Genomic DNA, 21,881 nt, shown 5'->3' with positions numbered 1-21,881 from the left:
TGAAGATGGGAGATTGTAGTCACCTGGTTTGGTGCCTGCAATGACCGGTGTCATGGTCCGCTTGGGTCATGGCGTGCCTGATGGCGGGTGAGGGTGGCGGAACCACCCCCACCATTGGCGATCACTCGCCGTCGTAATCCACGCGGTCAACCAGCTTGACTGCGGCATTGCGGTTGTTGGCAATTTCCTGCAGAGAAAGGTCGTCCGGGTTGATCTCACCCCACTCGGCAACCAGTCCGGAAGGCTGTACTTCCGGGTTTGCCGGGTATTCGGTGTTTGCCTCGGCATAGATCCGCTGGGCTTCCGGCGAGGACAGGAATTCCATCAGTTTGATGGCGTTCTCGCGGTTCGGCGCGCTCTTGGTCAGGGAAATGCCACTGATGTTCACGTGGGTTCCCCGGCCTTCGGCGTTCGGGAACACAAGACGAACCTGCTCGGCGATCGGGCGCTGGTTCTCATCTTGCAGCATGTTGCCGTAGTAGTAGCTGTTACCGATGGAGATATCACAGACCCCTTCGGCAATGGCTTTGATCTGGTCACGGTCGCCACCCTGGGGCTTGCGGGCCAGGTTGTCTTTCAGGCCTTCCAGCCACTTCTCTGTCTCGGCTTCACCGTGGTGGGCGAGCATGGAGGAGAACAGGGCGATGTTGTAAGGATGCTTGCCGCTGCGGGTGCAGATGCGGCCTTCCCACTTGTCGTCTGCCAGTTGCTCGTAGGTGGTAATCTCGCCTTCCTCAACACGCTCCTTGGAAGCGAAGATCAGACGGCCGCGAGTGGTCAGTGCATACCACTTGCCTTCTGGGTGGCGAAGGTTCTCCGGAATGTTTTCTTCCAGGGTGTTGTTGTCCACGCCCCGTACCAGATCACGCTCTACCAGCTCGTTCAGGCGTGAAATATCAACGGTCATCACCACATCAGCGGGGCTGTTGCGGCCTTCACGTTCCAGACGCTCTGCAAGGCCCTGTTTGGCGAATACAACGTTGCTCTTGATGCCGGTTTCCTGCTCGAATGCGTTCAGCAGGGGCTCAAGCAGGTATGCCTGACGGTAGGAGTAGATGTTGACCTCGCCGTCTGCGGAGGCGGCCATGGGCATGGCAGTGAGGGCGATTGCAGCGGTGGCAGCCAGTTTCATTCGCATAGTCCCATCCTTTTCTGGTGATTACGGTATTATGTGCCTGCATTGAGATTTGCAGTCGTTTAAAAACGCCAACCATTCTCATTTCTATTAATTGTTTAGTCAATATCTCCGTTGGCATATTTTTTTGAAAATGGTGTTATGCTTCGGAAGGCTATAAAAACTATGTAAAAAGTAGTGGAATCCTCAGATGGTTGGGAACGATCGAAGAGAGCACATGCGCACTGCCATGAGTGCGAAAGTAAAGGTGGTGCACGCGGAGTTGGGAGAATTCATATTCTCGACCCGCGATATTTCCGACGGTGGTGTTTTTATCGTTGTCGACACTGAGCCTTTCGTGCCAAGCCTTGGCGACAAGGTCACCGTTCAGGTGCAGGGTTTGCCTGTTCCGGCACCGGTGCTTGAAATGGTGGTTGTGCGTAAAACCAATGACGGGTATGGCCTTCAGTTTGATCAAAATGGTGACTGATAGGCGGATTGAGGGCGGCTGCTATGGATAATGGCAGATCCAAATCAACCGCCGTCAGGGGTACGCCAGTCAGATGATCTTTTCAGCGTTTTCCAGAGCTTACAAGCCAGTTATTGCAAGCCTGATGCTTTTGTTTACAACGGGCTGCGCCAGCTATTACTCACACTCTGCAATGTTTCCGGCGGAGAATTCCTCAGGTGATCCGAGGCACGTGCGGTTGTCCTGGCAGAGCGCTGAATACCCGGGTTGGTGGTTGGCCAGTGATAAAGCAACCTCGGTAAAACTGGAAACACAATGCAGTGACCGTGTCTGGCGTCTGCGCGATGGCGATGACGCCGGTGATTGTGGGGCGGGGATTCGCGCCTGCGGCGAGCCGGGCAGGGATCTTGTGGCACGGAGCGGCCAGCCGGCAACCGGCACGACCCGCTGCATGGCTATTAATCCTGCGGCTCCAGGCGCGCGTATAGCTCAAGTGGGTAGCAAGCTGGAGTTGCTGGTTTCCTGTACCCCTGTGGTTGTCACAGAGGGGCAGGGCGACGATGCCTTTAACCTGGATTACTTACGGGCGTCCTCAGTGCCTTACACCGTCTACGTGCGCAAGGCGCCAAGGGGGTCGATGCGCGCCCGGTTGCCTGCGTTTGATGAGTCGGTATGTGACGCAGAGTGACAGTTTCTGACGTTGATATGTGACTCCCATCACGTTGCTACATTCTGTTTCCCATTGAAGATTAGCGTTACGCTTTGTCGCGTTTGGGTTACCTGACGATACGATATTGTAATTGTGTCTCCCGGCGGTTCCGTCAGAATGGTAGCCATCGAAAAGTGTTTGGTGTGAGGTGTCCCGTGGGTGTCCAACAGAAGAAAGTCGCAGTGCATGATCTGGAAGTGGGCATGTTCGTGTCTGATCTGGACAGACCATGGCACCAGACCCCATTCCCGATCCAGGGTTTTCATATTCGGTCCCAGGATGACGTTCGCGCCCTGGTTTCCCACTGTAAGTGGGTCATGGTCGATGTGGCGGAAGCGCGGGAAGCAAACCAGGTAAATGACGGCAGCAAGCCGGTCTTCGGCAAGACACTGAATAAGCGGGGTGGCGGGCGAGAGCAGCTTCAATTACCGCCGCTGAGTATTCGGGAGCCGGTAACCTACGAAACCGTTACCAGCCTCAAGAAAGAAATGAAAACGTCCAAGCGCCTTCTGGATGATATGGAAGTGGCGCTGGATCAGCTTTTCGAGACACTTCTTGCCCACGGCATGCCGGATCTGAGGCCAATCGCCGTGATCACCAGCAAAATGGTGAGCAGCGTTGTTCGCCAGCCTGATGCGTTATTGTGGCTCAGCCGCACTCGTGCGCATGACAGTTACCTTTACCGGCATGCCTTGAACACGTCGGTCTGGGCCCTGGTGTGTGGTCGACATCTGGGTTTGAACGAAGGGCTTCTCAATCATCTCGGCTTGGGTTGTTTGCTGTCACAGGTGGGCAAGACAACCTTGCCGCCCGAGGTGCTGGCCCGGGAAGGTCAGTTGAGCGCCGAGGAATATCTTACCTACCGTGGTTACGTTACCCGTGGTGTTGCCATGCTGGAGGACAGTGGGCTTTCGCGTGCTGTGCTCAGTGTGGTTCAAGGGCATCGCGAGCGTCATAACGGTTCCGGTTTCCCGGAAGGTGTCCGGGGGGATCGCATTCCGTTGCTGGCGAAGGTGGCCGGCATTGCGGAATTTTTCGAATCCTTGATTGCGCCCCGTTCCCACACCGAGCCCATGACGCCGGCGAAAGCGGTAACGCTGCTCTACGAGATGCGCAACATCGAGTTCCAGGAGGACCTGGTGGAGAATTTCATTCAGGCGATTGGTATCTATCCCACCGGCAGCCTCGTGGAGCTCACCGACGGCCAGCGGGGCATCGTGGTTTCACATTCCCCGGAGCGCCGGCTCTGGCCCCGTGTAATGGTTATGACAGATGCTGCTTCCAGGCCGTTAAAAACCGCCAAAATCATTGATCTGGCCCGGTACAACGAAGGTAAGGAAGCTGAAGAAACGGTGCGTATTCGTGATTGCCTGCCGCACGGCACGGAGGGTCTGGATCCGTCCTGTTACGATGTTACCGGCGTGGAGTCACGTTGGAGCCTTTCCCGCCTGATCAGCGGATAATCACACGCAGCTGTTTGCGAACCCAGCGATAGGTATCTTCCGGACGGAAGCTGAGCAGAAGCTCGGATTCTCCGCCGGAGGGACCGGCGACAAAATACTCCACTTCTCCGCTTTGCCAGTCGGCTGAATTGATCTGGACATCCTGCGGGCGTGTGCTGATTGCCTCCAGTTCGGCCAGGGAAAGTCCGCCCCCGATCTTTCGCACCGCAACCTGCTTCAGAGCTGTATCCGTTGCCGGATGGCTGGCCACGTCCTCATCCAGGAAATAACGGTTCGCGAGGGTTGTACTGATTGCCTTGAGTTCGCGCGTTAAATAGGTCTGCGCATCCTCCGAGTCGATGCCTTCCATGGTACGCACGGCATTTTCAATCCGGTCCTTTTTGGCTTGCAGGTCTTCACTGTATTCAATGTCCGGATCGCGATCCTCGTCATTCTCCGGCCGTGGTGGCGCGTTGTCGATTTCTTCCTGGGTGGGTAACTCATCACACAGCTCATCGTCTTCCGGGTAAAAGCAGATTGCAGTCAGTAACTGGTTGGCCGGAGACATGGGGTCGGTGGCCGTGAACTCGGATTCGCTTACACTGAAATCAATAGGTGCTGTCAGGTCGGGAAGGGCTGTATTCAACTGCGCAATAACCCGGTCGCGGATATCGATACCGTCTCCTTCAGAGACATTCTGGCTCCAGTTCAGAAGCATCAGAAACCGGGACAGGTTCATCAGCGTCGTGTTTTCCAGAACCTGTTGCTCGGTCAGTGTGTGGGTGCTCAGACCCTCATCATCCGCCATCGGCGTTTCCAGCTCTGTGCGCGTGACTTCGAAGAACTCGAGCAAAGTTACGAATTGCCGGCCCGGCACACCACTGACTAACGGCAGGTCTCCAACACGGAAGGTTATTGTTTCGCCGGGGTAGTAGCGGAACTCCCCTGCGGGGTTAGTGGTGCCTGATTGGCTCGCAGTTTGGTAGGAGAGGCCGCTAAAGCCATTGAAGTTGACCTGTCCGCTGCTGGTGTCGTCTCCGGAACCGCCGTCTTCATCCAGGCAGCCAGAGAGGGCGAGGGCGCCCAGAAGTGTAAACGTTAGTCGGATGCGGTGAACGGATTTCATGGTTGGTCGTACATTCCCTTCGATTCAGCGCGCCCGCACTCAGGGTGCGGCAGCCCCTTTTGTAATTTGTTGTAACCGCATTATAGGGGCGCGTTTTGCCTCATATCGGGATTCCTGTCGCAGTTTCCGTTATTGGTTCGGTAACACCTCCGGCCAATAAGGGCCTTGAAATCAGCGACTTCGTCACAATAAATAGCATTCTAAATTTTGGCTGGCGGCTGGGGCCGTTCATTGCCGTTTATCACCGAATCGGGATGATCTATGACCAATGCACTGGAAATTGAGGGCCTCACCAAAACCTATGGTGACGGGTTTCAGGCTCTCAAGGGGATTGATCTACATGTCGCCGAAGGGGATTTCTTTGCCCTGCTGGGGCCCAACGGAGCCGGCAAATCGACCACCCTGGGCATTGTTTGCTCCCTGGTGAACAAGACAGCAGGCAAGGTACGGGTGTTCGGGTATGACACCGATACCCATCTTTCCGACGCCAAGCTGAACCTCGGCGTTGTGCCCCAGGAGTTCAACTTCAATCAGTTTGAAAAAGTCTTTGATATCGTCACCACCCAGGCCGGCTACTACGGAATTCCGTTGAAGCAGGCCTCCGCGTCGGCCGAAAAGTACCTGAAAAAGCTCGGTCTCTGGGACAAGCGGGATACCCCGGCCCGGATGTTGTCCGGCGGCATGAAGCGCCGATTGATGATCGCCCGCGCCCTGGTTCACGAGCCGAAACTGCTGATTCTGGACGAGCCGACCGCCGGTGTGGATATCGAGCTGCGCCGCTCCATGTGGACCTTCCTGGAAGAGATGAACCGCCAGGGCACCACCATCATTCTGACCACCCATTACCTTGAGGAAGCGGAAGCCCTTTGCCGCAACATCGCCATTATCGACCATGGCAAGATCCTCAAGCACACCAGCAAGAAAGCCTTGCTGCAGCAGCTGAGCCTGGAGACTTTTGTGCTGGATACCGAGAAGGCCCTTGATTCCGCGCCGGAACTTAACGGTTTTCCGACATGTCTCGACGGGGAAGGCGCCCTGGAGGTGGAAGTGGAGAAAGGTCAGGCGCTCAATCAGGTATTCGTGGAGCTTGAGCGGTTGGGTATCAAGGTGGTCAGCATGAGAACCAAGGCCAACCGGCTGGAGGAACTGTTCATTCGCATGGTTGAGGAGAACGCCGCAGAATCCAGCAAGGCAGTGGAGGGTGCAGCATGACCCCGCATGCTTTGTTCACAGCCTTCAGTACCATTGTGGTCCGTGAGATACGTAGGTTTACCCGCATCTGGGCGCAGACCCTGTTGCCTCCGGCAGTCACCATGACCCTGTATTTTATTATTTTTGGCAACCTCATTGGCTCACGTATCGGCGAAATGGGCGGCTTCGATTATATGTCGTTTATCGTGCCCGGGCTGATCATGATGGCGGTGATTACCAGTTCCTACGCCAACGTGGTGTCTTCGTTTTTCTCGATGAAGTTCCAGCGCAGCATTGAGGAGCTCCTGGTGTCGCCGGTGCCGAACTGGGTGATCCTCGCCGGCTACGTGACCGGAGGTATGGCCCGCGGCCTCGGTATCGGCCTGATTGTCACGTTGCTGTCACTGGCCTTTACCCGGTTGTCGATCCACAACCTGCCGATGATGATTGTGACTGTATTCCTGACTTCCGCGCTGTTCGCGCTGGGTGGCTTTATCAACGCCATGCTCGCAACCAAGTTTGATGATATCTCCATCGTGCCCACGTTCGTATTGACACCTCTGACGTACCTCGGGGGCGTGTTCTACAGTATCGATCTGCTGCCCGGGTTCTGGCAGGGCGTTTCCATGGCAAATCCCATCCTGTATATGGTGAATGGCTTCCGATACGGGATTCTGGGCGTGTCAGACGTTAATCCGTTCGTTTCTCTTGGTATGATTCTGGTTTTCATCTCCGCTCTGGCATTCATTGCCCTCAGAATGCTCGAGCGTGGTAAAGGCATTCGCCACTGATTTCAGGAACACCTATGGCACTTAATGACGCGCCGCTTGGCAAAGCAAGTGATTACCCGGACAGCTACGACCCAGGTCTGCTGTTCCCCGTGGCAAGGGAGGAAAACCGCCGCCGCCTTGGTCTGGAAGACGGCCGTTGGCCATGGTTTGGTGAGGACCTGTGGCAGGCCTGGGAAATTTCCTGGCTGCGGCCAAGTGGCGTGCCGGAGGTGGTCTGGGCAGAGATTGTGTTTCCTGCGGCTTCGCCTTCAATCATTGAGTCCAAATCGCTGAAGCTGTATCTCAACTCTTTGAACCAGGCGGTTTACTCCTCCCGGGAGCAGGTTGCAGAAGTGATTACCAGGGATCTGTCCAGCGCTTGCGGTGGCGCGGTCCAGGTCAACCTGTTAAGCGTGGACGACTCCGGGGAGGCGATAGGTCGCCCTGAGGGTTTTGAGCTCATTGATGACGAACCGGTGAGTGATGTGGCGTATGAGTATTCACCCGACTCTCTCAAGGCCGGCGATGAGGTGGTAACTGAGCAGTTATGCTCCCATCTGCTCAAGAGCAACTGCCCGGTGACGGGGCAACCAGACTGGGCCACCCTGCTGGTCAGCTACACTGGCCCGAAAATCGACCGGGCTGGTTTGCTGCGTTACGTGGTGAGCTTCCGGCAGAAACAGGATTTCCATGAGCATTGTGTGGAAACGGTGTTTACCGATCTGATGGGCCGATGTAGCCCAGAGTCGCTCACGGTGGTTGCCCGTTACACTCGTCGGGGTGGGTTGGATATTAATCCGTGGAGAAGCACGGAGACCGGTGGGGATGCGGGGCCGCGGTTGGTGCGTCAGTAGTACGATTCCCGGTGAGCGCAGGGACGCGCTTCAAGAAACATCCTCTTCCCGTCGCAGACGGTCTGCAGCGTCTTCCAGGGCGGTCAGAATGGCCTGGCGTTCCTTCTCGGTGATCTTGTCTGAATCCAGATACATGGCGAAACCGTTGTGTTCGTGCTCCAGGAAGCTGCAGTTGGGGCCCATATCACGCCGGAAGTCCACCACTTCGTAGATCGGCACCGGCTTGCCAAAGCCTTTCACGGTAATCTCGCCCTTGTCCCGGCACATGATCTTGTCCTTGATCAGAGAGAAGGTCTCGTAGGAAACCAGGATTTCACCCGGCTCAGCGAGGGACTCAAGCCGGCTGGCAAGATTCACTTCCTTACCGATAATGGTGTAATCCATCCGGTTCTCCGCGCCGAAATTGCCGACAGTGGTATAACCGGTGCTTATCCCCATGCGGATTTCCAGCGGGGTCTTGATACCCTGGCTGCGCCATTTCTGGCGCATGATTTTCATGTGCTTGCGCATCTCGATGGCCATGGAGACACAGGCAAAGGCGTCCTCCCGCTGGCCCCGGCTGGTGGGGTCGCCAAAGAACACCATGATGGAATCGCCGACGATCTTGTCGATGGTGCCACCATACTTCAGGGCTACTTCCGACATCTCGTTAAAGTAGTGGTTAAGTAGCTCGGTCAGGGCCTCGGGCTCCATCTCCTCAGACAGCTCGGTGAAGCCCTTGATGTCCGAGAAGAACACCGCAAGTTTCTTGCGCTGAGTTTCCAGTCGCACATCCCGCTCGCCAGTAAAGATGGATTGCCAGACCTGAGGCGACAGGTATTTGGACAGTTTGTGTGAAAGCGCGATGGACTGCTCCCGCTGGTTCTGGATCTGGGTCTTTGCCAGCATCAACGCCCGTGCCTGCTGGTGGGAGTAGTAAGCCGTGACGCAAATATAAAGCCCGGTGGATAAAATCGACACAATACTGGTCAGCAGAGGCGAGTGTGGTCCGTCTGCCGGGCCGACGATCGCAACCGCACCCGCAATGGAAGCCGCCATAAAGCCGGTGCCCAGGACCCACTGACGTATACCACCAACAATCAGGCAACTGAACATCAGCATCAGTGCAACGGCGAGGGAGGGGATGACGATCAGCCCGATGCAGCCAATGAAAGCGCCACCAACAACGCAATCAAATATCAGCATTTTCTGACGGATGCGTGGCGAATTCCTCAGGAAAGTGCGGCGGGTCAGGGCGTGGGCGATTTGGGGCCAGGTGAGGGCCCCGGCAACCAGCCAGAGAAGCCATTGCGGAAAGGCGCCCTGGAGAGCACCGGTTACGATAATGGCGGCCGTTGAGGTGTATGCGAGTACCCGGCCATTGTAGTCGGGCATTGGGGGAATGGCGATCGGGTTGCCCGCCGCCTCGGACGAGAGGGCTCTGCCAGCTGAGCTGCTGGCACTACGCAGGTCTGCCGGGGCACTCATCATTTCAGAAACGGATCCTGCCAATGAGCATGTCGCGGAACATGACCCAGTCGCCCATCAGGCTGTACAGTGGGTACTTGAAGGTGGCAGGTCTGTTCTTTTCAAACTTGAAATGACCCACCCAGGCAAAGCCATAGCCGATGACCGGTAAAGCCAGAAGCCACAAAAGCTTGCCTGTAGTCAGTGCCCACAAGGCCACGATAAGAACCAGAAGGCTGCCGGCAAAGTGCAGACGGCGACAGGTCACGTCGCTGTGCTCTTCAAGGTAGTAAGGATAAAATTCGGAAAAGTTGTTGAAGGTGTGCTGGTTGCTCATTGTGTTGCCACTCACCGTTATACGACCGCGTCATTTATAATTGTTGGCAGACCCGACTACGACGAAAGGTTAACAGCATTACGTACAAGCCACAATTCACAGCCGGGAGTTTTGGCTTGTACCTACTCTTTTAAACTCATCAGAACAGCGATCAGACAGCGAGCATATATGACAGCAGTTACCGATTTCCTCCTCAACCGTTCGTCAGAACCCAGGCTGGAGTCGCCCGCGCCGGACCCCGAGACCCTCGACCGGGCTTTCGCCTGTGCCGCCCGCGCTCCTGACCATGCCCTGCTGCGCCCTTGGCGTTACCTTGTTGTGGAAGGGGAAGGGCTGGAGGCTCTGGGTGAACTGTTTGCCGCAACTTGCGCCAATAACAGCGACGAGAAAGAGATTGAGAGGCTCAGGCGTGCACCTCTTCGAGCGCCGATGGTGATTGTGGGTATCGCGTCGCCGAAAACGCATCCCAAAGTACCTGAAATCGAGCAGTTGATGTCGGCCGCGGCCGGCATGAGTTTCGTCGGGCTGGCTCTGCAGGATGCCGGTTACGGTGTGATGTGGCGGACCGGCGCTGTCGCTTACCACTCTTCAGTACACGCGGGTCTGGGGCTTGAAGAGCATGAGCAGATCGTTGGCTTTCTCTACACCGGAACGGTTTCCGCGTCCAAGCCGGCTGTCCCCAGGCCGGCGGTTGATGAGTTTGTGCGGCACTGGCCCTGAAAACCTGCCTTTACGCCCCCCGGTCCGCGCCGGGGGAAGCAGCTTGCCGCTTTTTCCTGCCCGTTCCCTGCCTGCTCTTCCCAGGCCGCCAATTCGCCACTGGCCAGAGCCCGTCAATACTGGCTTTCCTGACAAATTCACTCCTCATCTGAATTCTGGCATTCAGCTTGCTTTAGTCCTGCCAAAGAGCACAGCCGGCAAAAACAGGTCGGCTTACTGGTGCAGTTTTCGGGAGGCAGCATGGCAATTACGTTCGATTCGGCCCTGGGTATTCATCAACATGCGGTTGAAGCGCGGGTTAAACGTGCCGAAGTTCTGGCAAACAACCTGGCGAACGCTGATACTCCGGGTTTCAAAGCCCGCGATCTGGATTTCCAGGCGATGATGCAGAAGGCCCAGGAACAGGTCAGCGGATTCGAGATGGCCAAAACGCACGATGCGCACATGGATACCTCCCTGTCGGCCTCGGAAAGCGATTTGATGTATCGGGTACCCCACCAGCCGTCGGTTGACGGTAATACCGTGGACGCCCAGCAGGAGCAGACCCGCTTCATGCGCAACGCCATGGATTTCCAGGCCAGCTTCCAGTTTTTGAACAGCAAGTTCAGCGGTTTGACCAAAGCCCTCAAGGGCGAATAAGCCGCAGTCACAGGATTAGCGAAGGAGAATTTTCATGTCACTGGGCAGTATTTTTGACATCGCCGGTTCCGGCATGACTGCGCAATCACTGCGGCTGAATACAACCGCGTCCAATATTGCCAATGCGGAGACGGCGAGTTCCAGCACGGGGGAAACCTATCGCGCCAGGAAGCCGGTTTTCTCAGCGATTCAGCAGTCTCTGATGACTCCGGGGCAGGGTGGCTTGCCCATGAGCGCCGATGAGGGCCCGGGTGCCGGCGTGAGGGTTGACGGTATCGTCGAGAGTGATGCGGAGCTGCAGATGCGTTACGAGCCCCATCACCCGGCGGCCAACGAAGACGGCTATGTCTTTTATCCCAATGTGAATGTGGTTGAGGAGATGGCAGACATGATGTCGTCGTCCAGAAGTTTCCAGATGAATGTGGATGTCATGAACACAGCCAAGTCCATGATGCAGCGCATTCTGACTCTTGGTCAGCAGTAACAGGGTGAGGAGCACAACATGACTGCAGTAAATGCAACAGACGCGTCGGATGTTCTGAGCCAGTACCAGCTGAAGCAACAGAATGGCGGCCAGGGCACCAGTGAGTTGGGCCGGAACGAGTTCATGGAACTGATGTTGGCGCAGCTGAAAAACCAGAACCCGTTGGAGCCTCAGGACAACGGTGAATTTATCTCCCAGCTTGCCCAGTTCAGCTCACTGGAGGAGATGCAGAATCTCTCCGGTACAGTGGAAGATGTGGTTGGACAGTTCCGTTCCACTCAGGCCCTGCAGGCCTCCGCCATGGTTGGTAAAACTGTACTTGCGCCCTCCCAGATCGGGATCCTGGGCGCTGAAGGCGAAATTACCGGAACCATTGAGGTGCCGGCATCGACCGGCGGTCTACGCCTGTCCATCGAGGGGCAAAACGGTGAGCGGGTGCGTCAGATTGATCTTGGTGCAAGTCAGGCGGGTGTGGCGTCTTTCCGCTGGGACGGTCAGGACGGCAACGGCAATCCCTTGCCGCCGGGACCCTACCGTATTGTGGCGGAGGCTTCCTATCCCGATGGGCCACAGCAACTGGGCACCATGGTGAGCGCCAATGTGGATAGCGTATCCCTGGGCCAGGGCGGCTCGATAACCCTGAATCTTGCAGGCATGGGCTCCATTGCTCTGTCTGATGTGAAACAAATTAACTGAGACCGGTGAAACACCAAGGGGTGAACCATGGCATTTAATACAGGTTTGAGCGGCCTTCGTGCGGCATCGGTGGATCTGGACGTCACCGGCAACAACATTGCGAACGCCAGCACCGTCGGCTTCAAGGGCAGTAAGGCCCAGTTTGGCGATCTATACGCCAGCGGGTTCCTGAGCGCAGGCACCAACCCGATCGGCGACGGTGTCCGGGTTCAGGATGTGAAGCAGTCCTTTGGCCAGGGCAACATCAGCTTTACTGACAACGGTCTGGATATGGCGATTGCCGGCGATGGTTTCTTTATCCTGAATAACGGCGGCGAGATTCGTTATTCCCGTGCAGGACAGTTCGGCATCGATAAGGAAGGCTATGTAACGAACAACCAGAATATGCGGGTACAGGGATACACCGCGGACGAGGACGGCAATTTGTCTGGAATTCGGGGAGATTTGCAGATTGCAACAGACAACCTGGCTCCCAGGAGGACGACAAACCTTGACTCCGATCTGAATCTTGATTCCAGGGAGTCCGTGCTGGAGACCCGTGTTCGGGATGTCGGGCCTCTCACTCTTGCTTCCATACAGGGCGAGAGCTTTGATGTGCAGTATTCGGACGGCTCGCCTGCCTTCAACGTGAATATTGACCCTGCAGCCAGTGCCCGTGAAGCGGCCTCCACCATAAACGATGCGCCTGGATTGAGTGCTTCGGCCACGACGACGGCGACTTTCGACGGCACTCCGGCTCTTGATGACGCCTTCATCTCCGGGGCCAGTTCGTTTTCATTTAGCCTTGATATCAATGGTTCGCCGCTGACTCTGGACACCTCAAATATCAATTCTCTGCAGGATCTGGTTGATTCAATCAATAACTCCAGCGAGACCGCGATTTCCGCCTCGATTGTCACCGGAGGTGGGGGAAGCGATGTTCTACGAGTGATTCATAACCAGGGTGAGACGCTCGACTTTACCTTTGCCGATGGTAATGGCAACGGCGATACCGGCACCGTCGAGGGTGATGTGAACGTGACTGCGGACCGGTCGGTGGCCGGGATTACATCAACCACGGCTGACAATGATTTTGAGGTCGCGTTCAACGCGTCACCAATCCGCGTCACCAATCAATTCAATCCGCTGGATCAGCGTACCTATAACCACGCTACATCAACCACGATCTACGACAGTCTGGGTAATTCTCACGAACTGACACAGTTTTTTGTAAAAAATCCTTCACCAGGCAATGGTGTCGGGGTGAGCGAATGGTCGGTGTATGCCCAGATTGACGGCGAGTTTGTTGGCGGCACTGACGTGACTCCATACACTGCAAGATTTGATCAGGACGGTGCTCTGCAGTCGATAAACGGCGACCCCAGTGGCGAAATCGTCATTGATGACTGGATACCCAAAGACAGCGCAGGGCAACCTAACGGAGCTGATGGCCCTCCAGCTGCCGGCGAGGTGGTAGTAACACCCATTCCTGAGCCACCGACAACATCGGCTTTCGTGATCAATCTCAGTGGCACAACGCAATATGGCGCTGCGTTTGGCGTGAACGACCAACAGCAGAATGGCTATACCACCGGCCGTCTTTCTGGCCTGGACGTATCGGATCAGGGTGTCCTGTTTGCTCGATACACCAATGGCCAATCCCAGGCTCTGGGCCAGGTCGCGTTAGCGTCATTTAACAACACTAACGGCTTGTCTCCCGTGGGCGATACTTCCTGGGTGGAAACGTTCGAATCCGGTCAGCCAATCATTGGTGCTCCGGATACCGGCACACTCGGCTCCATCAAGGCCAGCTCGGTAGAGGAATCCAACGTCGACCTATCGGCGGAACTGGTCAACCTGATCATCGCCCAGCGGAACTATCAGGCCAACGCCAAGACCATTGAAACCTCCGATGCGGTCACCCAGACCATCATCAACCTCCGTTAATCCCTCAATTTAGCGAATATGGCATGACTCCTGCAAGAAGACTGGAAACAGTCAAAATTCCGGCAGGAGTTTTCCCATGGACAAAGCCCTCTACATCGGTATGTCTGGTGCCAAGCAGAATATGCTGGCCCAGCAGGCCCATGCCAATAACCTGGCGAATGTCAGCACCACCGGCTTCAAGAAAGACTTCGCCCAGGCCCGCAGTATGCCTGTCTACGGGGAACACCACCCGACTCGTGCCTATGCCATGACCGAACGGCCTGGCACCGATCTGTCCGCCGGTGCGCTGATGGAGACCGGTCGCAAACTCGATGTGGCTGTGGAAGGCGAGGGATGGCTTGCCATTCAGAACGATCAGGGCGAGGAAGTCTTCACCCGCAGCGGAAGCCTCCAGGTGGATGTAAACGGGCTGGTGCGATTGGCCAATGGCGAACTGGTACTCGGCAACGGTGGGCCGGTTGCGCTTCCCCCTTTCGATAACGTAGAGATTGGCGCCGATGGCACCGTCTCGATTGTTCCTGTCGGTGGACCGCCGGACCAGCTGGTTGAAGTGGATCGCCTGAAACTGGTCAATCCGCCACCGGAGGCCCTGGAGAAAGGCCTTGACGGACATATGCGCCGAAAGCCGGATCAGGCTCTGGATGGGCCCGAGCCACCGGATGCAAACCAGCGGGTTGCCTCAGGGTTTCTGGAGAGCTCCAACGTGAATGCGGTGGAAGAGATGATTTCGAACCTTCAGCTGTCCCGGCAATACGAGATGCAGGTGAAGGTAATGACTACCGCGAATGAGAATTCCGAAGCAACGGCACGGCTGTTGCAGAACCTTTAAGTAACGACTGAACACATTGGCCTGGGGGCCTGAAGCGGCAAAAAATGGCCGCCTGACTGCCCCCGGCAAGGAGTAAGCAGCATGCATCCAGCACTTTGGGTCAGCAAGACCGGGTTGAGCGCTCAGGACACCAACATGTCCACCATTTCCAACAACCTGGCGAACGTCAACACCACCGGCTTCAAGCGGGACAGGGCCGTGTTTCAGGATTTGCTATACCAGATCAACCGGCAGCCCGGCGGTCTGACAACCCAGAACTCGGAACTGCCCTCCGGCCTGCAGCTGGGTACCGGTGTACGGGTTGTGGGTACGGCCAAGCAATTCTCCCAGGGCAACCTGCAGATAACCGAGCAGCCCCTGGATATGGCCATCAATGGCCGTGGCTTCCTGCAAGTGCAGTTGCCAGACGGGCAGATTGCCTATACCCGGGACGGCCAGTTCCAGCTCAACGCTGACGGTGATGTGGTGAACCCGGATGGCTACCCTTTGGAGCCCGCCATCAATGTGCCGGAGAACGCCACCAATATCACGATTGGTAAAGACGGCACCGTGACGGCAGTAACGGACGATCAGGCGGCACCGGTAAACCTGGGCCAGATTACGCTGGTGGATTTCATCAACCCCCAGGGTCTACAGGCTATCGGTAACAACCTGTTCAAGGCGACCAACGCCAGTGGTGATCCTGCGGAAGGTGAGCCCGGGCTGGCCGGACTCGGCAGTATTGAGCAGGGCTCCGTAGAGGCGTCCAACGTTGAGGTGGTGGAAGAGCTGGTGAACATGATTACCACCCAGCGGGCCTACGAGATGAACTCGAAAGTGGTCTCCACAACCGACCAGATGCTCCAGTTCATCACTCAAAACATTGGCTAACGCCGCCAGAGGTGACGTCATGAAACTGATGACATCAAACCGGAGAACCCGAAGTGCCAGCACATTGGCGACTGTGTTGGTTCTCATTGTGTTACAGGGGTGCACGGCCATGAGTCGCCCCCGGGCAATTCCGGATGACCCCGAGTTTGCGCCGGTTCGCCCTCAGGCCATGATGCAGCGGGACGGAGCCTCGGGTTCCATTTATCAGGTCTCCCGGAACTACAACTTCTACGGCGATACCGTGGCGTTGAACGTGGGTGATGTACTAACCGTGAATCTCGAAGAGTCCACGCGGGCCAGCAAGAATGCGGAAACCAGTATTACTAAAGACAACGACATTTCGTTGCCGGAACCGACTGTTCTGGGCAAGAGCAACTTTGGCGTTGCCACGTCCCTGAACCAGGAGCGGGATTTCGAAGGCTCAGCGGAAGCGGATCAGAGCAACAGTCTTGCCGGCAGTATCACTGTGACAGTTACCGAAGTTTTGCCGAATGGTGTTCTAAAGATTCGTGGAGAAAAGTGGCTGTCGCTCACTAATGGAGATGAGTACATCCGCCTGACCGGGCTGGTCCGCCCACAGGACATTCAGCCGGATAACACCGTGGCATCCAATCGCATTGCCAATGCTCGTTTTGCCTATGGTGGCACGGGCGACTTTGACCAGGCGAACCAGATGGGCTGGCTTGCGCGCTTCTTCAACAGTGAGTGGTGGCCTCTATGAACATGCGCCGTCTTCTTGCCTGGTTCCTGGCGCTGGCCGTTATGGCTGCTCCGGTAATGGCGGACCGCCTTAAGGACCTTTCCCGGATTAAAGGTGTGCGTAACAACCAGTTAGTGGGGTATGGCCTGGTGGTTGGTCTTGACGGAACCGGTGACAAGGCGCCGTTTACCAACCAGACCTTCCGCAACATGATGAACCAGTTTGGCGTGACCCTTCCGGAAGGCGTCAACCCGAACTTGGCCAACGTGGCGGCGGTTACGGTCAGTGCGACATTGCCGCCCTTTGCCAAAGCAGGGCAGGAAATCGACATCACTGTGTCGTCCATCGGCAACGCCGACAGCCTGCGCGGAGGCACCTTGCTGATGGCGCCGCTGAAAGGTGCTGATGGACAGGTTTACGCCATGGCCCAGGGCAGTCTGGTGGTAGGTGGTTTTGGTGCCCAGGGACAGGACGGCTCCCGAATCACCGTGAACGTTCCCAGTGTTGGCCGGATTCCCAACGGCGCCACTATCGAACGGGAGGTGGCTTCGCCGTTCAGTCAAGGCGACACCATTACCTTCCATTTGCTGCGCCCGGACTTCACAACGGCTCGCCGTGTAGTCGAGGCTATTAATGATCGTCTCGGACCGGATATGGCCTATGCCCACGATGCCACCTCGGTATCCGTGCGCGCGCCGCGGGATCCGTCCCAGCGGGTCAGCTTTCTGTCGATTCTCGAAAATATTGAGGTTGATCCGGCTCAGGATGCCGCGAAAGTGGTCATCAACAGCCGTACCGGCACCATCGTGGTTGGCCAGAATGTTCAGGTCAGTGCCGCTGCCGTCACACACGGCAATCTGACGGTGACCATCCAGGAAAATCCCAATGTTGAGCAGCCGAATCCCTTTGCCGGTGGAGACACCGCCATTGAGCAGGATTCCCAGATTGCCATTACTGAAGAGCCGGCGCGGATGTTCAAGTTCGGCCCCGCCGTCACCCTGAACGAGATCGTTCAGGCCGTGAACCAGGTGGGTGCGGCGCCTGGTGATGTCATGGCGGTACTTGAAGCCTTGAAACAGGCCGGTGCACTGCGCGCCGAGCTGATTGTTATCTAGGTGGCGTGATGCAGGACTACAAGGTTCAACAGGCCCAGGTTTACACCGACTTCAACGGTCTCAATGCGTTGAAGGCCCAGGCTCGCACTGACAAAGAGTCCGCTCTGCGAGAGGTAGCGCGGCAGTTCGAGAGCCTGTTCCTGTCTGAAATGCTGAAGTCCATGCGCAAGGCCGGTGATGTCTTCGCCGAGGGCAACTACCTGAAGAGCAATCAGTCCGAGCTGTACCGGGATATGTTCGACAGCCAGATGAGTCTGACCATGGCTGGGGGCAAGGGCAGTGGTCTTGCCGAGGCGCTGGTACGTCAACTGAGCCAGCAGATTCCGGGCATGGATAACGAGGGTGGCAGGCTTGCCGGCCACAAGGCGAGTCTTGCGGATTATGACCGAAGCTTACCCGCTCTGACTGCCGAACTGCCTGAGCGGTTGCAAAAGGTGGCTTCCGTGGCTGAGAAAACGGCATCGCCAGTGGCCGCGACACCGGCGGACTTGCCACATCAATTTGAATCGCCGGAGCACTTCGTGACGGAGCTGTTGCCGGTGGCCGAGCGGATTGCCCGCGACTCGGGCATTGATCCGAAACTCATGGTGGCTCAGGCGGCACTGGAAACAGGCTGGGGTCGGCACATGATTCGAGGGGAGCAGGGCGAGCCCAGTTTTAACCTCTTCGGTATCAAGGCGGACAGCCGCTGGCAGGGTAATGCGGTCTCCATTACCACCACGGAATACCGGGAAGGGCTGCCCATGAAAGAGCAGGCCAATTTCCGGGCCTACAGGGATTACGAATCCAGCTTCCGGGATTATGTCTCTTTCCTGGAATCCAATCCTCGATACCGGGACGTCCTGTCGGTAGCAGACCAGCCTGAGGTTTTCGCAGAGAAGCTGCAGGAAGCCGGCTATGCAACCGACCCCAACTACGGCAACAAGATCCGCCAGATCATGAACCGTGACTCACTGATGACGCTGACCATGGGCAGTGACGGGATGAAGGAGTAAAGCTTATGGCAGGGCTCATAGGTATTGGTCTGACCGGCATCCTCAGTCACCAGGCCGCGCTGAACACAACTGGCAACAATATAACCAACGCCAACACGCCGGGTTACAGTCGCCAGGAAGTGCTGTTTGAAACCCAGGAAGGCCAGCGCACCGGTGCCGGCACCATCGGCAGCGGCGTGAATGTTGCGGACATTCGTCGCCTGGCCAATGAATACCTGGTTCAACAGGTGCGGGAAGACAGCACACTGTATGGTGAACAGCAAGCTCTCAATTCGGAGCTTGCCAGGCTTGATAACCTGCTCGGGGGGGAATCTACCGGCCTCAGCAATGCACTGAACAACTTTTTTGCAAGCCTTCAGAATGCCGCCGAAGATCCGGCTTCCCTTCCGCAGCGCCAGTTGGTCCTGAGTGAGGCGCAACAGGTTGTAAACCGTTTCCAGGCGCTGAACCAGGAATTTATCCAGCAGCGGGAATCTATCAAGACCCAGATGCAGCAGGGTGTGAAAGATGCGAATACCTTGTTGAAGAGCATTGCGGAGCTGAACCTGGCGATTTCTGAATCACCGGGCATCGCCCAGGGGCAGATGCCAAACGAACTGCTGGATAAGCGGGATGAGAAACTGCGTCAGCTTTCCGAACTGATCAGCATCAAGGTGACACCGACCGATGGCAGCCAGGTCAATGTGTCTCTGTCGAACGGTCTTTCCCTGGTGGTTGGCAGCAATGCGTCGACCCTTGGAACCCGCGAAAACGCCGAGGATCCGACTCGTCTGGAATTCACTCTGAGCAACGGTGGGCGCACTCTCAATATCGATGAGCAAATCACCGGTGGCAAGCTGGGCGGTCTTTTGCGCTTCGATACAGAAGGTCTTAAGCCGGCCTTTGATGAGCTGGGCCGGATTGCTATTGCTCTGTCGGATACCATGAACCATCAGCATGAAATCGGCATGGACCTGGAGGGCGAGCTTGGTGGCCTGTTCTTCACCAATATTAATTCGCTGGAGGCGCAACGCAGCCGGGTGGTTCCCAATGGCAACAACGCCCCGTCTACGACAGGGCAGTTGGCCGTCGAAATCACCGACAGCTCAAGGCTTCCTGCAGGACGCTGGACTCTGCAGTTCAGTGGTGACGGGCGGAGCTACGAGTTGATTGACCAGGCCACGGGTAAAACCGTGAACCAGGGACGCCTCCCGGACCCGGTACAGTCGGAAATCAGCATGCCGGGCTTCAACATCAGGGTTGAAGGCGGCACGTTCAACGCTGGAGACAAATTCCTCATTCAGCCGAGCCGAAATGCCGCTGAAAGCATCGGCCTGGTGGTTAACCGGGAGGAAGATCTGGCCTTCGCCAGCCCGGTCCGAGCGACGACCGGAGATGACAATATCGGAACCGGCAAGATTGATCAGGGCACCATGCTGAACGTGAGAAATCCGTTCACCAATTCCCTGTTGCCCGCTTTTCAGTCGTCCGGTCAGTTGGCGAACGGGCCGATTACCGTGGAATTTGATGATCCGGGTACCGGCCTGGTGTTTACCGTTACGGACGGCAGTGGCAACCCGATAGGTCCGGCCAATCGGCCTTACACTCCGGGCGTTGCCAATGAATTGTTTAGCGACAATCCGGCCGATGGTGCCGAGTATCAGGGCTTTCAGTTCAAGATAACCGGTCAGCCGGCTGACGGTGACACCTTCGAGATCAACTACAACTCCAACGGCGTTTCGGACAACCGGAATGCCGAACTGCTGGCGGCCCTCGGCACTGCCAATACCCTGAACGGCGGCAGTCAGAATTTTTCCGAGGGTTACGCGGGGCTTGTTGAAGATATCGGTGTGAAAACCCGCCAGAGCCAACTGGATGTGGATGCCGGCAAAACCCTGCTTGAGCAGTCTACCAATCAGCGGGAATCGGTATCCGGCGTCAACCTGGATGAAGAAGCCGGCCGCCTGATCCAGTATCAGGCTGCATACAATGCCTCAGCCCAGGTAATGTCGGTGGCTCAGGACCTGTTCAATACCTTGTTGCAGAGTTTCCGGTAACGGTTGAGGTGATGTGACATGATCAGAATTTCATCACAGCAGATTTTCTCAGGCGGTATCAACCGGCTCCAGGAGCTGAATACCAGCCTGAATAGCACCCAGCAACAGATCTCGACTGGCCAGAGGGTAAACAAACCTTCCGACGATCCGGTCGCTGCGGCGCGAATTCTGAAGCTGGACCAGGAGCTTTCTCGGGTTGAAACCTACCAGCGTAATGTCGACCTGGCGGACAACCGCTTGAAACAGGAAGAGAATGCTCTTGCAAGTTCGATCGATGTGATTCAGCGGATACGGGAACTGACGGTTCAGGCGGGCAATGGATCCTTGTCAGCCAACGACCGGCGCTCGATTTCTTCGGAGCTGGAGGAGCGCCTGGGGCAGCTGGCCAATATTGCCAATACCCGTGATGCCTCCGGCGAATATATCTTTAGCGGATTCCAGGGCTCGGTAAAGGCCTTTGAGCAGGATCCCTCAGGTAGTTGGATATACCAGGGCGACGAGGGGCAGCGAGTCCTCGAGATTGATGATGGCGTCACCGTTCCAATCAGCGATAACGGCAAGGATATCTTTGTACGTGTCCCTGCGGCGGTGACTGGGGAGAATACCGCAGTCACGTCAGGCTCCGCGATCAGCGGGGTTTCACTTGTAAATGAGGCGGATCTTCAAGCGGCTTTCCCGGGCACGTTCCCGGACGACATCAATATTCAAGTGGATGACAATGGAGTCATCACCGCATCCAACAGCCTCGGGCCGTTGTCGGTTACGCCGGGGCTCTATGAGAATGGTGAGCCGTTTGAAGTCGCAGGTGTCGAAGCTACGATTACCGGGCCATTGCCAACAGCCCCTGATGTTGATAGCTACACTTTGAAGATCAACGAAAAGCAGTCGGTGTTCGGTACTATAGAAAACCTGATTTCCGGTTTGAACAATATCGACAAGACAAGTCCGGGCGGACAGGCCCAGTACGATGACCTGATTGCCAATTCCCTGATCAACCTGGACAACGCCCAGGAGAGCATCATCCTCAAGCAGACCGAGCTGGGTGGTCGGATGAACGCGGTGGAATCGACCAAAACCTTCCTTGAGGATTCTTCGGTTTATACCAATGAAATCCGCTCTCAGTTGCAGGATGTGGACTACGCAGAAGCGATCAGCAACCTGAGTTTCCAGAGCTTCGTGCTACAGGCGGCCCAGCAGTCGTTTGCGCAGGTTTCGCAACTGTCCTTGTTCGACAGATTGTAAATATCTGAATCAGCGGGCAGTTGTGTCCGCTGGCTTATTGCTTTCGCGATTAAGCTCAGTATAATCCCCATCACTCTCCGATGGCGGCGTGGTGAAATTGGTAGACACGACGGATTCAAAATCCGTTGGGGTAAAACCCGTGGCGGTTCGAGTCCGCCCGCCGCTACCATC

Annotated in this window: 22 protein-coding genes and 1 tRNA gene; 19 read left to right on the top strand and 4 right to left on the bottom strand. The window is 56.5% G+C overall.

What is annotated here, in order from left to right; all coding sequences use genetic code 11:
• Positions 1-121 precede the first annotated feature (121 nt).
• Positions 122-1,138 carry a Fe(3+) ABC transporter substrate-binding protein gene (locus CFT65_RS13340; RefSeq protein ID WP_088828606.1) on the bottom strand — a complete coding sequence of 339 codons (1,017 nt, stop codon included), beginning with the start codon at positions 1,136-1,138 and terminating at the stop codon, positions 122-124.
• A gap of 187 nt (positions 1,139-1,325) precedes the next feature.
• Here CFT65_RS13340 and CFT65_RS13335 point away from each other — a divergent pair, with 187 nt between their 5' ends.
• From CFT65_RS13335 to CFT65_RS13325, 3 genes are all read left to right on the top strand, one after another.
• Positions 1,326-1,604 (top strand): PilZ domain-containing protein, encoded by a 279-nt coding sequence (locus tag CFT65_RS13335; protein ID WP_088828605.1) that lies wholly within the window; start codon positions 1,326-1,328, stop codon positions 1,602-1,604.
• A 211-nt stretch (positions 1,605-1,815) separates the two neighbouring features.
• Positions 1,816-2,271, top strand: a complete 456-nt coding sequence (locus CFT65_RS13330; protein WP_228705852.1) for a hypothetical protein — start codon at positions 1,816-1,818, stop codon at positions 2,269-2,271.
• 176 nt (positions 2,272-2,447) lie between these two features.
• Positions 2,448-3,755 (top strand): HD-GYP domain-containing protein, encoded by a 1,308-nt coding sequence (locus CFT65_RS13325; RefSeq protein ID WP_088828603.1) that lies wholly within the window; start codon positions 2,448-2,450, stop codon positions 3,753-3,755.
• On the opposite strand, the gene CFT65_RS13320 is transcribed toward CFT65_RS13325, so the two are convergent.
• Positions 3,745-4,860 carry an organic solvent ABC transporter permease gene (locus CFT65_RS13320; RefSeq protein ID WP_088828602.1) on the bottom strand — a complete coding sequence of 372 codons (1,116 nt, stop codon included), beginning with the start codon at positions 4,858-4,860 and terminating at the stop codon, positions 3,745-3,747. The two genes, CFT65_RS13325 and CFT65_RS13320, sit on opposite strands and share 11 nt — an antisense overlap.
• A gap of 261 nt (positions 4,861-5,121) precedes the next feature.
• On the opposite strand from CFT65_RS13320, the gene CFT65_RS13315 reads away from it, so the two are divergent.
• From CFT65_RS13315 to queF, 3 genes are read left to right on the top strand one after another with little or no spacing between them, the layout of a single operon-like run.
• A complete protein-coding gene (locus tag CFT65_RS13315) occupies positions 5,122-6,072 on the top strand; it encodes an ABC transporter ATP-binding protein (RefSeq protein WP_088828601.1) in 951 nt (316 codons plus the stop codon).
• On the top strand, positions 6,069-6,842 hold the full coding sequence (locus CFT65_RS13310; RefSeq protein ID WP_088828600.1) for an ABC transporter permease: 774 nt from the start codon (positions 6,069-6,071) through the stop codon (positions 6,840-6,842). Before CFT65_RS13315 ends, CFT65_RS13310 begins: the two co-directional genes overlap by 4 nt.
• A gap of 14 nt (positions 6,843-6,856) precedes the next feature.
• Complete coding sequence (queF, locus tag CFT65_RS13305; RefSeq protein ID WP_088828599.1) at positions 6,857-7,675, top strand: NADPH-dependent 7-cyano-7-deazaguanine reductase QueF; 819 nt, start codon at positions 6,857-6,859, stop codon at positions 7,673-7,675.
• A 30-nt stretch (positions 7,676-7,705) separates the two neighbouring features.
• Here the strand turns inward: queF and CFT65_RS13300 are convergent, their stop codons facing one another.
• Both CFT65_RS13300 and CFT65_RS13295 read right to left on the bottom strand, forming a co-directional pair.
• Positions 7,706-9,145 carry an adenylate/guanylate cyclase domain-containing protein gene (locus CFT65_RS13300; RefSeq protein WP_088828598.1) on the bottom strand — a complete coding sequence of 480 codons (1,440 nt, stop codon included), beginning with the start codon at positions 9,143-9,145 and terminating at the stop codon, positions 7,706-7,708.
• Between the two features lies 1 nt (position 9,146).
• A complete protein-coding gene (locus CFT65_RS13295; RefSeq protein ID WP_088828597.1) occupies positions 9,147-9,458 on the bottom strand; it encodes an Mpo1-like protein in 312 nt (103 codons plus the stop codon).
• Between the two features lie 168 nt (positions 9,459-9,626).
• On the opposite strand from CFT65_RS13295, the gene CFT65_RS13290 reads away from it, so the two are divergent.
• From CFT65_RS13290 to CFT65_RS13230, 13 genes are all read left to right on the top strand, one after another.
• Positions 9,627-10,178: a nitroreductase family protein gene (locus CFT65_RS13290; RefSeq protein ID WP_088828596.1), complete on the top strand. Its 552-nt coding sequence runs from the start codon at positions 9,627-9,629 to the stop codon at positions 10,176-10,178.
• 240 nt (positions 10,179-10,418) lie between these two features.
• Positions 10,419-10,817 carry a flagellar basal body rod protein FlgB gene (gene flgB / locus CFT65_RS13285; protein ID WP_088828595.1) on the top strand — a complete coding sequence of 133 codons (399 nt, stop codon included), beginning with the start codon at positions 10,419-10,421 and terminating at the stop codon, positions 10,815-10,817.
• A 34-nt stretch (positions 10,818-10,851) separates the two neighbouring features.
• Positions 10,852-11,301 carry a flagellar basal body rod protein FlgC gene (gene flgC / locus CFT65_RS13280; RefSeq protein WP_088828594.1) on the top strand — a complete coding sequence of 150 codons (450 nt, stop codon included), beginning with the start codon at positions 10,852-10,854 and terminating at the stop codon, positions 11,299-11,301.
• Between the two features lie 18 nt (positions 11,302-11,319).
• Entirely contained in the window at positions 11,320-11,997 is a 678-nt protein-coding gene (locus CFT65_RS13275) for a flagellar hook assembly protein FlgD (RefSeq protein ID WP_088828593.1), read from the top strand.
• Positions 11,998-12,024: 27 nt separating this feature from the next.
• The gene (locus CFT65_RS13270) at positions 12,025-13,923 is read left to right on the top strand and encodes a flagellar hook protein FlgE (protein ID WP_088828592.1); all 1,899 of its coding nucleotides are present in this window, start codon (positions 12,025-12,027) and stop codon (positions 13,921-13,923) included.
• 76 nt (positions 13,924-13,999) lie between these two features.
• Positions 14,000-14,752 (top strand): flagellar basal body rod protein FlgF, encoded by a 753-nt coding sequence (locus tag CFT65_RS13265; RefSeq protein WP_088828591.1) that lies wholly within the window; start codon positions 14,000-14,002, stop codon positions 14,750-14,752.
• 81 nt (positions 14,753-14,833) lie between these two features.
• On the top strand, positions 14,834-15,622 hold the full coding sequence (gene flgG / locus CFT65_RS13260) for a flagellar basal-body rod protein FlgG (protein ID WP_088828590.1): 789 nt from the start codon (positions 14,834-14,836) through the stop codon (positions 15,620-15,622).
• 19 nt (positions 15,623-15,641) lie between these two features.
• The gene (gene flgH, locus CFT65_RS13255; protein WP_416376653.1) at positions 15,642-16,343 is read left to right on the top strand and encodes a flagellar basal body L-ring protein FlgH; all 702 of its coding nucleotides are present in this window, start codon (positions 15,642-15,644) and stop codon (positions 16,341-16,343) included.
• Positions 16,340-17,437 carry a flagellar basal body P-ring protein FlgI gene (locus CFT65_RS13250; protein WP_088828589.1) on the top strand — a complete coding sequence of 366 codons (1,098 nt, stop codon included), beginning with the start codon at positions 16,340-16,342 and terminating at the stop codon, positions 17,435-17,437. Before flgH ends, CFT65_RS13250 begins: the two co-directional genes overlap by 4 nt.
• 8 nt (positions 17,438-17,445) lie before the next feature.
• A complete protein-coding gene (gene flgJ / locus CFT65_RS13245; protein WP_088828588.1) occupies positions 17,446-18,432 on the top strand; it encodes a flagellar assembly peptidoglycan hydrolase FlgJ in 987 nt (328 codons plus the stop codon).
• Positions 18,433-18,437: 5 nt separating this feature from the next.
• Positions 18,438-20,468, top strand: coding sequence for a flagellar hook-associated protein FlgK (gene flgK / locus CFT65_RS13240; protein WP_088828587.1), 2,031 nt, complete (start codon positions 18,438-18,440; stop codon positions 20,466-20,468).
• An 18-nt stretch (positions 20,469-20,486) separates the two neighbouring features.
• The gene (gene flgL / locus CFT65_RS13235) at positions 20,487-21,710 is read left to right on the top strand and encodes a flagellar hook-associated protein FlgL (RefSeq protein WP_088828586.1); all 1,224 of its coding nucleotides are present in this window, start codon (positions 20,487-20,489) and stop codon (positions 21,708-21,710) included.
• An 82-nt stretch (positions 21,711-21,792) separates the two neighbouring features.
• Positions 21,793-21,879 (top strand) — tRNA-Leu (locus CFT65_RS13230).
• Positions 21,880-21,881: the final 2 nt, after the last annotated feature.

The organism is Marinobacter sp. es.048 (assembly GCF_900188435.1).
Lineage (GTDB): Bacteria > Pseudomonadota > Gammaproteobacteria > Pseudomonadales > Oleiphilaceae > Marinobacter.
This window is presented reverse-complemented; position numbering and strand designations above follow the sequence as displayed.

Excerpts from the sequence above, each read along its gene's own strand:
- flgK (WP_088828587.1), top strand. The coding sequence starts at position 18,438 with ATGGCAGGGCTCATAGGTATTGGTCTGACCGGCATCCTCAGTCACCAG.
- flgJ (WP_088828588.1), top strand. The coding sequence starts at position 17,446 with ATGCAGGACTACAAGGTTCAACAGGCCCAGGTTTACACCGACTTCAAC.
- CFT65_RS13340 (WP_088828606.1), bottom strand. The coding sequence starts at position 1,138 with ATGCGAATGAAACTGGCTGCCACCGCTGCAATCGCCCTCACTGCCATG.
- flgH (WP_416376653.1), top strand. The coding sequence starts at position 15,642 with ATGAAACTGATGACATCAAACCGGAGAACCCGAAGTGCCAGCACATTG.
- CFT65_RS13270 (WP_088828592.1), top strand. The coding sequence starts at position 12,025 with ATGGCATTTAATACAGGTTTGAGCGGCCTTCGTGCGGCATCGGTGGAT.
- CFT65_RS13320 (WP_088828602.1), bottom strand. The coding sequence starts at position 4,860 with ATGAAATCCGTTCACCGCATCCGACTAACGTTTACACTTCTGGGCGCC.
- CFT65_RS13315 (WP_088828601.1), top strand. The coding sequence starts at position 5,122 with ATGACCAATGCACTGGAAATTGAGGGCCTCACCAAAACCTATGGTGAC.
- CFT65_RS13300 (WP_088828598.1), bottom strand. The coding sequence starts at position 9,145 with ATGATGAGTGCCCCGGCAGACCTGCGTAGTGCCAGCAGCTCAGCTGGC.
- CFT65_RS13250 (WP_088828589.1), top strand. The coding sequence starts at position 16,340 with ATGAACATGCGCCGTCTTCTTGCCTGGTTCCTGGCGCTGGCCGTTATG.
- CFT65_RS13335 (WP_088828605.1), top strand. The coding sequence starts at position 1,326 with ATGGTTGGGAACGATCGAAGAGAGCACATGCGCACTGCCATGAGTGCG.
- flgB (WP_088828595.1), top strand. The coding sequence starts at position 10,419 with ATGGCAATTACGTTCGATTCGGCCCTGGGTATTCATCAACATGCGGTT.
- CFT65_RS13310 (WP_088828600.1), top strand. The coding sequence starts at position 6,069 with ATGACCCCGCATGCTTTGTTCACAGCCTTCAGTACCATTGTGGTCCGT.
- flgC (WP_088828594.1), top strand. The coding sequence starts at position 10,852 with ATGTCACTGGGCAGTATTTTTGACATCGCCGGTTCCGGCATGACTGCG.
- flgL (WP_088828586.1), top strand. The coding sequence starts at position 20,487 with ATGATCAGAATTTCATCACAGCAGATTTTCTCAGGCGGTATCAACCGG.
- CFT65_RS13275 (WP_088828593.1), top strand. The coding sequence starts at position 11,320 with ATGACTGCAGTAAATGCAACAGACGCGTCGGATGTTCTGAGCCAGTAC.
- queF (WP_088828599.1), top strand. The coding sequence starts at position 6,857 with ATGGCACTTAATGACGCGCCGCTTGGCAAAGCAAGTGATTACCCGGAC.
- CFT65_RS13290 (WP_088828596.1), top strand. The coding sequence starts at position 9,627 with ATGACAGCAGTTACCGATTTCCTCCTCAACCGTTCGTCAGAACCCAGG.
- CFT65_RS13295 (WP_088828597.1), bottom strand. The coding sequence starts at position 9,458 with ATGAGCAACCAGCACACCTTCAACAACTTTTCCGAATTTTATCCTTAC.
- flgG (WP_088828590.1), top strand. The coding sequence starts at position 14,834 with ATGCATCCAGCACTTTGGGTCAGCAAGACCGGGTTGAGCGCTCAGGAC.
- CFT65_RS13265 (WP_088828591.1), top strand. The coding sequence starts at position 14,000 with ATGGACAAAGCCCTCTACATCGGTATGTCTGGTGCCAAGCAGAATATG.